The following is a 12,811-nucleotide window of genomic DNA, read 5'->3' on the forward strand; positions in this document are numbered from 1 at the left end:
ATGCGTAAAGACAAGAAACAAGTGATTGGTGACGAGATTGGCGATGAACAGATCAAGCTGTTCCTCAATTTCGAACCCGCCGATGCCACCTCGCCGTCGTTGCATAAACTGATCAAGGGTTACCGCGGCCTGCGGGTCGATGATTTCGAGCGTTTCCTGACCTTTTTCGTCGAAGCCGGCTATGACCTCAATGGCAAGGATGAGCACGGTAATGACTTCATTGCATTGATCCAGGATCAGCGCAATGCCGAGGAATACATCGAGTTGTTCAACAAAGCCCGTGGCTGAGCGAGTTAGAACGGATTAACGCCTTTCGAGGCGTTTGATCGTTTTTCTTTAGTTTTCCTGATAGTCGTTTAAGAAGTGTCCGAAAGGTTATGTCACCATTCGGACTGTTCTGTTTTAGTTTGATTTCCATTACTTTTGCATTGAGGCCGGATGGTTTCAATTCAATGGTTTTAATGGAGCAGTATTTATCATGGAAGATAAAAGCAAATGTATCGCCGGGGCGCTGTTGGCCTTGCTCGGTTGTCTGGCAAGTTCGGCTTCCAATGCGTTCGATGAGATCGTCAATGTGGAAATATTCAATGCAACGTCGGCAACGATTGTCCCAGGCAGCGACTTCACCTGGACCCAGGACCCGGCCAATGCAGGCCATGGCTTTTCGGTAAACCCCGGTGCGAGTCAGGAACTGACCTATTACCTGCCCCAGTCGCGCGCCGAGCGCGAGTCCTTTACCTACATCCAAGGCAGTCGCAAGTGCCATTTCAGTTTCGGGCACATCGCCAAAGCCCCGGTGAGTGATGAGCAGACAATGCCTTATCGTCGTTGGGTCGATGCACAACCCAAGGATTACTGTGTCGCAGAGTTGTTTGAGATCGATGATGACGACGATTACGTTCGTCATGGCGGAACACGCATCAAGTTCAGCATGAAATAAACGCCGAAAATAAAAAGCCTCCATAATTTGGAGGCTTTTATTTATAACGACAGAGGATCAGGCGTAACTTTTAGCCTTGCTGTCTTCAACCAGTCCCAGCGCGATGTTGTTCTGCGCATTGATCTTGCGATACAGCGCCGCGTCGGTTTCAAGCACTTTTTCCCGGGCCGGGAAGATTTCCGCGAGCTTGGCGGCCCACTCTCCCTTGGCCTTGTCCGGGAAGCAACGCTCGATCAGGTCCAGCATGATCGAAACGGTCACCGAAGCGCCTGGCGATGCGCCAAGCAGGGCGGCGAGGGTACCGTCCTTGGCTGCCACCAGCTCGGTACCGAACTGCAGGACGCCACCTTTCTTCGGATCTTTCTTGATGATCTGCACCCGTTGGCCGGCCACTTCCAGGCGCCAGTCCTCGGCTCTCGCCTCGGGATAGAAGCGGCGCAGGGATTCCAGGCGCTGCTCCATGGATTGCATCACTTCGCTGATCAGGTACTTGGTCAGGTCCATGTTGTCCCGGGCTACCGCCAGCATAGGGCCGATGTTGCCGGCGCGTACCGACAGCGGCAGGTCCATGATAGAGCCGTGCTTGAGGAACTTGGTGGTGAAACCGGCATAGGGTCCGAACAACAGGGATTTCTTGCCATCGACCACGCGGGTATCCAGGTGCGGCACCGACATCGGTGGCGAGCCCACCGCAGCCTGGCTGTAGACCTTGGCCTGGTGGTGCTTGACCACTTCCGGGTTGTCGCAACGCAGCCATTGGCCGCTGACCGGGAAGCCGCCGAAGCCTTTGCTTTCCTCGATGCCCGAGGCTTGCAGCAGTGGCAATGCGGCGCCGCCGGCACCCAGGAAGACGAACTTGGCATCGACGTCGCGGCTGCTGCCGGAGTTGACGTCCTTGATGCTCACGGTCCAGCCGCTGCCGTTGCGCTTGAGGCCGGTGACGCGCTTGCAGTACTTGACCTGGGTGTCGGGGGCGCTGGTCAGGTGCTTGAGCAGTTGATTGGTCAGGGCGCCGAAGTTGACGTCGGTGCCGTTCATGACCCGAGTGGCGGCGATGACTTCATCGGCCGGACGCCCCGGCATCATCAGCGGCATCCACTCAGCCATCTTGCCTTTGTCTTCGGTGTATTCCATGTCGGCGAAGGCGTGATGCTGGCTCAGCAGTTCGAAGCGCTTCTTCAGGAACGACACGCCTTTTTCGCCCTGCACGAAGCTCAGGTGCGGCACCGGGGCGATAAAGGACCTGGAGGAGCCGAATGTGCTTTTCTGGGTCAGGTATGTCCAGAATTGCTTCGACACCTCGAACTGGGTGTTGATGTGCACGGCTTTCTTGATGTCGACACTGCCATCGGCCGCTTGCGGCGTGTAGTTCAGCTCACACAGACCGGCGTGGCCGGTGCCGGCATTGTTCCAGGGGTTGGAACTCTCCGCGGCACCGGAATCCATCAGCTCGACGACTTCCAGCGAAATCGCGGGGTCGAGCTCCTTGAGCAGCACGGCCAGGGTGGCGCTCATGATGCCGGCCCCTACCAGAACTACATCGACTGCTTCGTTATGCGCCATTTAACGCGTCTCCAAAATCTGCAGCACCAAATTGTCGGCATAGCGGCCAGAGTGGCGGGGCAGGTCGGTTGCGCCCCAGGTACCCATGGCCAGGATCGCCATGTCCGAATCTTCGCAATTTTTTGCAACTGCTACGAATGCATGCAGCCTGGCCTCAAGAGTCACATGAACTCATTTAAGCGCCGGGCGGGCAATTCGACTTATGGCCGAGACATCCGTTCGTGCAACCAAATCCGTAGCGGACAGGCTTCAGACGCCGGTTCTTGAACGATATCCGGTCCTGTGTCGTTGGGCTGTTTCAGACGCCAATGGTGCTTGTTCAGACGCAAAACTCTTCATTTGCTCGCCACACTCTTGTGAAGTTGTGAAAACCCGTTTTTTCACGCTCTTTTGAAGACGTGAACCTCAAAAAAGGGCTGTCCCAGCCAGGTACCGTGTCCCGATTGTTTGGCCCATGCAGTACATGACAGGCAAAACGGTCGGACAGCTCCGTAACCGGGCGTAATGACAGCTCTGCAGATTCGCGAAAAGTGGTGATTGGCCCGGAAACAGCAGGCGCGCCAGCTTCACTCGATCTGTGTGGGCGGCTCTCTGTGGGCGATGCGGGGTGCCAATACAAGCGCATCGGCGGTGTTGCGAGGCCCGATCAGGAGACGTCCTTATAATCGGGGGGAGATTGTAACGAAGAAACGCAGGAAAATGGTCGTGTTTAATGACTTTTATTAGCCATTCGGTCAGATGGCCAACAACTGGCGGCTGCGCGCGCGACTGCGAAGCGGTTGTACACGGGCGCTGGCGGGTAGCGGTCGGTGCAGCCAGCTCAGACGGATTTCTTCAATTTCCACCCAGCCTTCGCCCATCGGTTGCAAGCTGCATTGCTTGAACGCCTGGCAGTGGCCGTTGCGATCCAGTAGGGCAAAGCTGCGATGCTGTGGACGTGGGATGAACAGAGAGATGAGAAGGCGCATGGGCGGATTTCCGTGTCGAGGGACTTGTGAGTAGCCTGACAGCGAGCCATGACATGCCGGTGTAAGGACCGTGACAGTGGCGTGACAGGAACCGGCATTGGCGGTACATGTCAGAAATTTCAGTATTCATTCGGCTGGTTCGCCGCGTTGGCGCACCGCTATACTGCTGGTCTGTCAGTGCCCGATTCTGGAGAGATGAGCATGTTGCAACGCCTGTTGTTCGGTTTGATCGCTGTGACCAGTCTGACCCTTGTCGGCTGCGCCCACAGCCCGCAACAACTTAACCCGGAACCCAAGCTCAACGCCCAGCTGGCGCCTGTGGGTCATGGCCAGCCGGTGGTGGTACGGGTGGTGGACGGCCGTCCATCACCGACGCTCGGTACCCGTGGCGGTCTGTATCCGGAAACCAGCGTCATCACGGTACAGGGCGCGCAGATCCTGCCGAAGCTGCAGGCCCAGGCTGAAGCCGCAGTGCGTCTGCTGGGCTTCACCCCTACCGCGAACGCGATGAATGCGCCACAGCTGACCGTTACCCTGGCCGAACTCAAGTACCAATCGCCCAAGGAAGGCATGTACGTGACCGAAGCCACCATTGGCGCGACTTTCCGTTCCGATGTGCAGAACGCCAACCGTCGTTACAGCGGTCGTTATGGGGCTTCCCTGGACCAGCGTTTCGGCATGGCGCCCAACCAGGACACCAACACCAAGCTGGTCAGCGATGTGTTGAGCGACGCTCTGACCCGGCTGTTCAAGGATCCGACCATCGGGCAGGTGTTGGCCGAGTAAGGTTTCGTTCCTGCCAGGAAGTCACCCCCCTGTGGGAGCGAGCCTGCTCGCGACAGCGGCGGGTCAGCGACATTGACGTCGACTGACACCCTCTCATCGCGAGCAGGCTCGCTCCCACATTGGTTTCAGGCAGCCTGTGAATACAATTCCAGCACACTGATGCCCGTCAACAGGTCAGTCTCCGGCAGGTCGGCATGTTGATGACCACCGAGGGCGCAATACACCAGCCAATGTGGGTCCTGTACGTTGAAAGACAGGCTGCCGACGAGGTTCTGTTGTTCGTCGCTCGGCGTGATGAGATAGAGGCGATCCTGGTTTTCGGCGTGAAGCATGACGGGGTCCGTGCAGGTTTGGAGGGCGACAGGGTGGCTTATCCAGATGACGAAACCGTGACGGGGAAAGTAGTCCCTAGCTCAGCCCCACAGGTCGGAAAAAACGGGGCAGGGCGGTGGGCTTTCGGTAGAATCCGCGCCCTGTCCGAAGGTCCCGCCTGTTTTGCTTGAGGTTTGTGATGTCGCTGCATCTGCTTTCGTTGTTCGCTACCCACCCCGCCAAATTGATCAACTTGCTCGCGCTATTGTTTGCCTGCCCGGGCGGCTGGGTGCTGCATGCGACGCGCCGCCGCGAACTGCGGGCGCGTGCAAGTTTGCAAACGCGCAGCGGTAATGGCGAGGAGCGCTTCGAAGCGTTGCTGGACCTGGCGACCCAGCGCATGAACCGGTTCTTCTACCGGTTCGGTTTTGGCTGTCTGGCGTTGGCCTTGCTGGTGTCGTGGATCAGCACGCAGATCAGCTGAGATTACCGGCGACAAAGAAGCTTTTTGTGGCGAGGGGATAAATCCCCTCGCCACAGGACCCTGCGTTGGCTTACAACGCCAACCCCGCCTTGACCCGATACTGATTACGCACCGGCGTCGCATATTGCAGTATCAGGAACGGCCGGTGTTCCGCCGGGCACGCATCCAACCGGCGTTGCCATTCTTCCTGGGCCTTGGCCAGTTCATCGGCGTCGAATACCTCGGCCGCCTGCGGAACCTGCAACTGCGGATCGGCATCGGTCCATTGGGCGTAAGCCAGGTAATGCACCGGGAACAGGCGGTAGCCGCCGAGAATCTGCCGATCCATCTCCTGGGCCAATTGCTTGGTGTCTTCGAACAGCTCGGTGATCGGCGCGGCGAAGTTCACGTGCACCCGGCCCTTGTAGCCGGTGATGCCCTTGGCGATGCTCACGTCATCCTCGCCCGGTGCCTTGGTGTAGGTGCCGGTGGTGGCGCGGATGTACAGCTCGCGGGCCTTGGCCTGGTCGCATGGGTCGTATTCGTAGCTGATCGACACGGGTGTGAGATTCAGCGACTGGATGACCTCGCCGAACGGCTCGTCCTTGCGGCTCATGTGGAACATCTTGAGGATGGCCGATTCGGTACGGTCATCGCCATCCTTGGCCCGTCCTTCGGCCTGGGCGATCCAGATCGAGGCGCAGTCGTGGCGGATCGAGTGGTTGATATACGCTGACAGCAGCTGATAGGCCGCCATCTTCTCCCGTCGTCCGGTGATGGAGCGGTGCACGATGAAGCTCTTGTTCAGGCGCATCAGGTCGCTGACGAAAGGTTTTTGCAGCAGATTGTCGCCAATGGCGATACGTGGGGTCGGCAGGCCGGCGTGGTACACCGCATAGTTGACGAAGGCCGGGTCCATCACGATGTCGCGGTGGTTGGCGATGAACAGGTACGCACTGCCGGACTTGAACTGCTCCACCCCGGTATAGGTCACGCCGTCGGTGGCACGCTCGATGGTATGGTCGACGTAGAATTCCACTTTGTCCTGCAAAGTGGCGACCGACGTCACACCGGCGAACTCACGACGCAATCTTTGCGCTATAAGAGGTTTGAGCATCCAGCCGAAGGCGCCGGCCAGGCGCGGGAAGCGGAAGTGGGTGAGGATATCTAGAAACGCCTTGTCGCCAAGCAGCCGGGCCAGCACTGCTGGGACTTCGCTGTCGTCGTAAGGTCGGATGGCATCGAATTCGCCCATCATGCTCTCTTGTTGGAAACGGCTAGGGTAAGTTAAAGGTTCGCTCGAAAAAAACGACGGGGCACGGCCTGGAAGATAGCCAGACGAAAATAGCCCTGCAAATAGACCGGCGATTATACGCACAAGTCACCTGGGAGACCGCGATGCTGGAAACCGCTCTTTATGATTGTCCGTATTGTGGGGAAGAGGTCGAGACGACTGTGGATCTGTTGGGTGGAGATCAGGTCTATATCGAGGACTGTCAGGTGTGCTGTCGACCGATCACTTTCAACCTGCAAGTGCATGGCGAGGAGTGGCATCTCGAGGTCTTCAGCGAAAACGATTGATGGGGGGCGCCCATGCAACGAATCTACGAGCTGGAAAACCTGATGGAGGGCGAACTGCTGCAAGGCATGCTCGCCAGCGAGGGCATCACGGCACATCTGGTGGGGCGCGATCTAGTGGGCGGCATTGGAGAACTGCCGATGCAGGGCCTGTTGGGGCTGGTGGTAGACGATGACCAGGCGCAATACGCGCGGGAGCTCATCGCCGCGTACAATGCCGCGATGCCAGTGCCGGGGGATGAACCGGAGGGCTTTCCTGGCACGCTGGTCTGTTAGGCTGACGACCGTTCGATCAAGAGTTGTGTTGCCCCATGTGTGGACGTTATGCCCTGTTTCGCTGGAACCCCGCTTTCGCGGCCTTGCCCGGCTTTCCTGCCGACCAGAAGGCCCAATGGAATATTTCGCCTAACGATTCGGTGCTGATGCTGCGGGCCGGTGCCGAGGGGCAGCGTGAGCTGGCCCGGGCGCGCTGGGGGTTGACGCCTGCGTGGCTGACCGACCTGTCCCGGACTCCGGCCCATGCCCGCGCCGAAACCGTGGCCGAGCAGCCGATGTTCCGTGAAGCACTGCGCCTGCGTCGCTGCCTGCTGCCGGCCAACGGCTTTTACGAATGGCGCGGCGGCACTCGCAAGCGGCCCTACTGGCTGACGCCGGGAGAGGGGGCGTCGTTGTGCTTTGCCGCGATCTGGGAAGCGTATCCCGTGCAGGAACAGGTGTGGCTGAGCACGGCGGTCATCACCCAGCCGGCGGCGGGGCAGCGCAGGCCGCTGATCCTGGACGAAGAGGGCCAACGCCTGTGGCTCGATCCCGAAACACCGCTGCACATCTTGCAAGGGTTGCTGGCAAGCGAACCGGCGCAATTGCGTGAGCGGGTGTTGGCCAATATGGTCAACGACCCGAAGCTCAATGGGCCGGAGTGTCTGACGCCGGCTTGAGGGCTGTGGTGTCTTTACTGCCGCTATACAGTGGATCGGTGGTGAATGCCGACTCTGTGAACCTCCACAGTCCCCCTGTGGGAGCGGGCTTGCTCGCGAATGCAATAGACCAGACAAAATCACATTGCCTGACACATCGCCTTCGCGAGCAAGCCCGCTCCCACAAGGTTTCTCTGTTTAGACTCTGAACTGATTGATCAACCGCCGCTGCTGCTCCGCCAGTTTGGTCAAACTGGCGCTGGCCGCGCTGGACTCATCCGCGCCGCCCGCCACTTCGTTCGCCACTTGTCCGATGTTGATGACGTTGCGGTTGATGTCATCGGCCACGGCGCTCTGTTCCTCGGCGGCGCTGGCGATCTGGGTGTTCATGTCGTTGATCACCGACACCGCCTGGGTGATGGTTTCCAGGGCCTGGGCCGCTTTTGCCGCATGGTGCACGCTTTCATCGGTGCGGTGCTGGCTGTCTTCCATCACCCTCACCACGTCCCGGGTACCCTGCTGCAATTGCTGGATCATCGACTGGATTTCTTCCGTGGCCTGCTGCGTCTTTTGCGCCAGGTTGCGCACTTCGTCAGCCACCACGGCGAATCCGCGACCCTGTTCACCAGCTCGGGCGGCTTCGATGGCGGCGTTGAGGGCCAGCAGATTGGTCTGTTCGGCGATGCCACGGATGGCGGTGAGAATCGCGTTGATGTTTTCGCTGTCCTTGGCCAGGGTCTGCACCACGCCTACCGCCTTGCCGATTTCCACGGCAAGGGCGCCGATGGACTTGGACGTATCCCGTACGATCTGCATGCCCTGGCTGGCGGCCTGGTCGGCGTGACTGGCGGCCTGGGCAGCCTGCGTCGCGTTGCGGGCCACGTCCTGGGCCGTAGCGGTCATCTCGTGCACGGCGGTGGCGACCTGATCGATCTCTGACATTTGCTTGTGCACGCCCTGGTTGGTGCGGATCGCGATGTCAGCGGTGTGCTCCGACGAATCGCTGACGCTCTGCACCGAGGTCACCACCTGGGTGATCATCCCCTGCAGCTTGCTCAGGAAGGTGTTGAAGCCTCTGGCAATCGCGCCGAGTTCGTCGGCGCGGTCACTCACCAGGCGACGGGTCAGGTCGCCTTCACCCTGGGCGATGTCATCGAGCATTGCCACCATTTGCTTGAGTGGCCGGGCAATGCCATGGCCCACCAGCCAGATCACCAGCAAACCGATACCTGCAATCGCCAGGCCCACCATCGCCATGCCGAAAATGTCGGACTGGCGCCGATCGTTCAGGTCTTTCTGCAGTGCTTGCAGGTCGGCCATCACCGCGTTCAGTGGCAATTGCAGCATCAGCGTCCAGCGGGCGTTGGTCTCACCGATACCGAACGGCATATACACCTCGATGTGCCCGTGCTCTTCATCGATGTCGTAGCGCACCTCGCCGACACCGAGCCGGGCCAGGTTGTCCAGTTCACTGGCGTCCAGCAGATCGCTGGCCTTCTCCCCGAGTTTGCTCGGATCCTTGGTGAAGGCCACCAGCCGGTTATTGCTGGACAGCAGGGCCATCTCCCCGGCGCCGTTGTACAGCTTGGCATCGGCGGCCACGAGCATGTCCTGGATGAAGTTCACCGACAGATCCGCCCCGACGATGCCCTGAAACTTGCCGTCGATAAGGATCGGCTCGATGAACGAGGCGAGCATGGTCATGGTATCGCCGACGCGGTAGGGCGCCGGGTCGATGACGCAGGCTTTTCTGCTGTCCTGAGAGCACAGGTAGTACTCGCTGGCGCGGATACCGGTGGACAGCAACTTCTGATCCGTCACGTCGGCGAGTTTTTCCAGGCCCAGGGTGCCGTCCTGATTGCGGAACCACCATGGCAGGAAACGCCCGTTGGTTTCCATGCCCACCACGGGGCTGTTCACGTAGCTGGCGTCATCGTGGTCGATGGCATTCGGTTCCCAGGCGATGTAGGCGCCAAGGACCTTCGGATTACGCACCACGGTTTCACGCAGCAGGCTGATCATCTGTTCGCGGGCAATCTTCAGCTGTGGGCTGCCGTCCGTGCCCTTCATGCCCATCAGCGCGTTCGTGGTGGCCAGCCCCTTGGCGAGCTGCAGCGGGGCTTCCAGTTCCCGTTGGATCAGGCTGGCCTGGGTGCGGGCCAGGGCGCTGAGGCGCTGTTCGATGAGCTGTTCGAACTGCGCCTTGGTCCGTTGCTGCACCATGTCCTGGGTGCGGGCCCCGGCGAACAGCGCGTACAAGACCAGGGCCCCGACCACGCTGAGCACGATGGCGCCGGCCAGGGCGGCCACGGAAAACTGGATCGACTTGAATTTCATAAAGGCTCCGGACGCGGAAATGACGTCTGAAGTTTGTATCGGCGTTCATAGGGCCCTGCATGAGGCGCTGTTCGTCGGGTGACTGTTTTGGAATCGTGAGAGTCGCTAATGGTGTGGGGTAGGGTCTATCCGAAATACCTGTAATCCATCGTTGTTTATCTGGCGCCGATACAAATCACCGCATAGGATACGACCACGTTTCCAGGGAGCTTTTATATGCACAAGACGTTGATGGTGAGTGTCCTCGGCACGAGCCTGTTGCTTGCCGGTTGCCAATCGGTGAATACCACCAGCGGCGGCGCCGTGGGCGTGGAGCGCAAGCAGTACATGTTCAGCATGTTGTCGACCGATGAGGTCAACCAGATGTACGCCCAGTCCTATCAGAAGACCGTAGGCGAGGCGAGCACCCAGGGTGTGCTGGACAAGACCAGCAGCGAAGCCAGGCGCGTCCAGGCCATTGCCGACCGATTGATTGCCCAGGCCCCGGTGTTCCGCCCGGACTCGGCGCAGTGGAAGTGGGAAGTGAACCTGATCAAGAGTGACGAGCTCAATGCCAACTGCGGCCCCGGCGGCAAGATCATTTTCTACACCGGGCTGATCGACTCGCTGAAGCTGACCGACGATGAGATCGCCGCGGTCATGGGTCATGAAATCGCCCACGCCCTGCGCGAGCACGGCCGTGAAGCGATGTCCAAGGCCTACGGCATCGAGATGGCCAAGCAGGGCGCCGGTGCCTTGTTCGGCCTGGGTCAGGACAGCCTGGCGCTGGCCGACACCGTGGCCAACTATGGCATGACCTTGCCCAACAGCCGTGCCAACGAGAACGAAGCCGACCTTATCGGCCTCGAACTGGCTGCCCGCGCCGGCTACAACCCGAACGCCGCCATCACCTTGTGGAACAAGATGAGCAAGGCCTCGGAAGGTGCGCCACCGGAGTTCATGAGCACTCACCCTGCGTCCAGCAGCCGGATCGCTTCGTTGCAGGCGGCGATTCCAAAGGTGATGCCGCTTTACCAGCAAGCCAGGAAGTAGAGCCAGCTGGGCTGGCAACTACAAGCTACAAGCTACAAGCGAAGCAGAACTGCTTTTACTTGAGGCTTGCAGCTTGCAGCTTGCAGCTAGGCGCAAAGCGCCTTGTACACCGCCACAATCGCCAGGATGAAGAATGCCGAGGCGGCCAGGCGGCGGATCAGAGTCAGGGGCAGCTTGTCGGCGGCGAAATTGCCGGCCAATACCACTGGCACGTTGGCAATCAGCATGCCTACGGTGGTACCGATGATCACGAGCCACAACTCCGGGTACTGCGCGGCGAGCATCACAGTGGCGATCTGGGTCTTGTCGCCGATTTCCGCCAGGAAGAATGCGATCAGCGTGGTCAGGAAGGGGCCGAACTTGCGCGCGGTACTGGCTTCTTCGTCATCCAGCTTGTCGGGAACCAGGGTCCACAGCGCCGTGGCGGCGAAGCTCGCTGCCAGGATCCAGTGCAACACCGCATCCGAGAAAATACTGCCCACCCAGGCCCCCACGGCTCCTGCTGCCGCATGGTTGGCCAGGGTCGCGGCGACAATGCCGGCGATGATCGGCCAGGGTTTGCGAAAGCGAGCCGCAAGGACGAGCGCGAGCAATTGGGTCTTGTCGCCGATTTCGGCCAGCGCAACGATGGTGGTGGGTACGAGGAAAGAGTCCAGCATCAGGTGATTCCTAGAGGGGCGGGTCGACACGGCTATGACACGTACAGCCTCCCCGCCCCGGGTAAGGTGTGCGTGTCATAGGTCTTGTCAAACCCTGCGACCGGTTCCGGACGCTTGGGCCGCATACGCCATGGTCTGCCGACCAAGTATGTTGACGTATGCCGGGCGAGCAGGGCGCTCGCGGGAGACTACTCCCCTAGGACGCTGCGGATTCTGCCTAGGCAAATCCGATTGGGCAAGTGCTGCGCCTTAAAAAGCTTTCAACCGCGCTTGGCCCGGTAGATGCGAAAGCCCTGGCCCTCGGCCTTGATGGTGCACGCGCCCAGATGCTCTTCGATCAGCGGTTGGTATTTGAGGAAACTGTTCGCAACCAGGCGCAACTCCCCACCATTTTTCAGATGTTTGGCCGCTTTTCGCAGCAGGTTTTCCGTCGCGTAGTAATCGGTATGGACGCCGACATGGAACGGAGGATTGCTCAGGATCGCATTCAGGCCCATCGGCGCGGCATCGATACCGTCACCGGTCAGCACCTCGGCCTCGAGGCCGTTGGCGGCCAGGGTCAGGCGACTGCTGGCGGCGGCGAAAGCGTCCACATCCAGCAGGGTGACGGTGTTGTGCGGATAACGACGCTTGACGGCCGCCCCGAGTACACCGGCACCGCAACCGAAGTCCAGCAGATGGCCGCTGGGCAGTTTGTCCAAATGTTCCAGCAGCAGTGCACTGCCACGATCCAGGCGACCGTGGCTGAACACTCCTGGCAGGCTGATGACCTTCAGAAGGCCTTCCTCCAGGGGCAGCTCGTAGGTCTGGGCCAGGCTTTCCAGGGGCTTGGCCTCTGGCGCGTTGGCGACGGTGACCTGCCACAGTTGGCAATGCCGCGCGCTGTCGAGTTTGCGCGGTTTACCGAACGGGTTGAGCTGCTTGGAAGCACCTTCGATGCCGCTGCGCTTTTCCCCTACCAGATACACCTCGCGACCGGCCAGGCGTGAAGCCACGGCATTGAGGATGTAGTCCGTCAGGTCCTTGGCCTTGGGCAGGAACACCACTGCGCTGTCGAACCCACGGGAGGGGACGTCTACGCCAAAGTGGCTGCGCTCGGGGAAGCGGGCGTCCAGTGCGGCCTGATCGCCGGCGTGCCAGCACCAGCCATGAGCGTCGGGCAAGCGGCCGAGCAGGTCGTCGGCGGGCAGGCCGGCCAGCAGGACCGGGCCCTGGAATAGTTCGGGCTGACGAAGCAGTACTTCACTGCGCGGATCCAT

15 protein-coding genes, 1 pseudogene and 1 riboswitch are annotated in these 12,811 nt (G+C 60.1%); of the genes and pseudogenes, 8 read left to right on the forward strand and 8 right to left on the reverse strand.

The window, feature by feature from the left end:
- Together FBY02_RS11835 and FBY02_RS11840 are read left to right on the forward strand one after the other, a co-directional pair.
- Window positions 1–288 carry a PA4642 family protein gene (locus tag FBY02_RS11835; protein ID WP_144927596.1) on the forward strand — a complete coding sequence of 96 codons (288 nt, stop codon included), beginning with the start codon at window positions 1–3 and terminating at the stop codon, window positions 286–288.
- 190 nt (window positions 289–478) lie between these two features.
- On the forward strand, window positions 479–940 hold the full coding sequence (locus tag FBY02_RS11840) for a hypothetical protein (RefSeq protein ID WP_144927599.1): 462 nt from the start codon (window positions 479–481) through the stop codon (window positions 938–940).
- 57 nt (window positions 941–997) lie between these two features.
- Here FBY02_RS11840 and mqo read toward each other — a convergent pair whose 3' ends face one another.
- Together mqo and FBY02_RS11850 are read right to left on the reverse strand one after the other, a co-directional pair.
- Window positions 998–2,503 (reverse strand): malate dehydrogenase (quinone), encoded by a 1,506-nt coding sequence (gene mqo, locus FBY02_RS11845; protein WP_144927602.1) that lies wholly within the window; start codon window positions 2,501–2,503, stop codon window positions 998–1,000.
- Window positions 2,504–3,237: 734 nt separating this feature from the next.
- The gene (locus FBY02_RS11850) at window positions 3,238–3,471 is read right to left on the reverse strand and encodes a hypothetical protein (protein ID WP_144927605.1); all 234 of its coding nucleotides are present in this window, start codon (window positions 3,469–3,471) and stop codon (window positions 3,238–3,240) included.
- A 201-nt stretch (window positions 3,472–3,672) separates the two neighbouring features.
- On the opposite strand from FBY02_RS11850, the gene FBY02_RS11855 reads away from it, so the two are divergent.
- On the forward strand, window positions 3,673–4,257 hold the full coding sequence (locus tag FBY02_RS11855; protein WP_047701387.1) for a YajG family lipoprotein: 585 nt from the start codon (window positions 3,673–3,675) through the stop codon (window positions 4,255–4,257).
- A gap of 125 nt (window positions 4,258–4,382) precedes the next feature.
- On the opposite strand, the gene FBY02_RS11860 is transcribed toward FBY02_RS11855, so the two are convergent.
- Window positions 4,383–4,589 carry a hypothetical protein gene (locus FBY02_RS11860; protein ID WP_041020607.1) on the reverse strand — a complete coding sequence of 69 codons (207 nt, stop codon included), beginning with the start codon at window positions 4,587–4,589 and terminating at the stop codon, window positions 4,383–4,385.
- Window positions 4,590–4,768: 179 nt separating this feature from the next.
- Between FBY02_RS11860 and FBY02_RS11865 the strand changes: the two genes are divergently transcribed.
- Complete coding sequence (locus FBY02_RS11865; protein WP_144927608.1) at window positions 4,769–5,053, forward strand: hypothetical protein; 285 nt, start codon at window positions 4,769–4,771, stop codon at window positions 5,051–5,053.
- Between the two features lie 70 nt (window positions 5,054–5,123).
- Here the strand turns inward: FBY02_RS11865 and FBY02_RS11870 are convergent, their stop codons facing one another.
- Window positions 5,124–6,290, reverse strand: a complete 1,167-nt coding sequence (locus FBY02_RS11870; RefSeq protein ID WP_144927612.1) for a 1-acyl-sn-glycerol-3-phosphate acyltransferase — start codon at window positions 6,288–6,290, stop codon at window positions 5,124–5,126.
- Between the two features lie 140 nt (window positions 6,291–6,430).
- On the opposite strand from FBY02_RS11870, the gene FBY02_RS11875 reads away from it, so the two are divergent.
- Genes FBY02_RS11875 through FBY02_RS11885 form a run of 3 tightly spaced genes read left to right on the forward strand, consistent with a single transcriptional unit; the run spans window position 6,431 to window position 7,545 of the window.
- Window positions 6,431–6,613 carry a CPXCG motif-containing cysteine-rich protein gene (locus FBY02_RS11875; protein ID WP_144927615.1) on the forward strand — a complete coding sequence of 61 codons (183 nt, stop codon included), beginning with the start codon at window positions 6,431–6,433 and terminating at the stop codon, window positions 6,611–6,613.
- Between the two features lie 12 nt (window positions 6,614–6,625).
- Window positions 6,626–6,886, forward strand: coding sequence for a putative signal transducing protein (locus FBY02_RS11880; protein WP_144927618.1), 261 nt, complete (start codon window positions 6,626–6,628; stop codon window positions 6,884–6,886).
- Between the two features lie 35 nt (window positions 6,887–6,921).
- Window positions 6,922–7,545 (forward strand): SOS response-associated peptidase, encoded by a 624-nt coding sequence (locus tag FBY02_RS11885; RefSeq protein WP_144927621.1) that lies wholly within the window; start codon window positions 6,922–6,924, stop codon window positions 7,543–7,545.
- Between the two features lie 177 nt (window positions 7,546–7,722).
- On the opposite strand, the gene FBY02_RS28760 is transcribed toward FBY02_RS11885, so the two are convergent.
- Window positions 7,723–8,565 (reverse strand): methyl-accepting chemotaxis protein, encoded by an 843-nt coding sequence (locus FBY02_RS28760; protein WP_371921418.1) that lies wholly within the window; start codon window positions 8,563–8,565, stop codon window positions 7,723–7,725.
- A 15-nt stretch (window positions 8,566–8,580) separates the two neighbouring features.
- A pseudogene (locus tag FBY02_RS28765) lies at window positions 8,581–9,861 on the reverse strand (HAMP domain-containing protein); the annotation flags it as partial.
- 216 nt (window positions 9,862–10,077) lie between these two features.
- On the opposite strand from FBY02_RS28765, the gene FBY02_RS11895 reads away from it, so the two are divergent.
- Window positions 10,078–10,893 (forward strand): M48 family metallopeptidase, encoded by an 816-nt coding sequence (locus FBY02_RS11895; RefSeq protein WP_144927627.1) that lies wholly within the window; start codon window positions 10,078–10,080, stop codon window positions 10,891–10,893.
- An 86-nt stretch (window positions 10,894–10,979) separates the two neighbouring features.
- Here FBY02_RS11895 and FBY02_RS11900 read toward each other — a convergent pair whose 3' ends face one another.
- Both FBY02_RS11900 and FBY02_RS11905 read right to left on the reverse strand, forming a co-directional pair.
- Window positions 10,980–11,549, reverse strand: coding sequence for a TMEM165/GDT1 family protein (locus tag FBY02_RS11900; protein ID WP_178111837.1), 570 nt, complete (start codon window positions 11,547–11,549; stop codon window positions 10,980–10,982).
- Between the two features lie 93 nt (window positions 11,550–11,642).
- Window positions 11,643–11,761: riboswitch (yybP-ykoY riboswitch) on the reverse strand.
- Between the two features lie 51 nt (window positions 11,762–11,812).
- Window positions 11,813–12,811: a class I SAM-dependent methyltransferase gene (locus FBY02_RS11905; RefSeq protein WP_144927633.1), complete on the reverse strand. Its 999-nt coding sequence runs from the start codon at window positions 12,809–12,811 to the stop codon at window positions 11,813–11,815.

It is taken from the genome of Pseudomonas sp. SJZ078, assembly GCF_007828255.1.
Lineage (GTDB): Bacteria > Pseudomonadota > Gammaproteobacteria > Pseudomonadales > Pseudomonadaceae > Aquipseudomonas.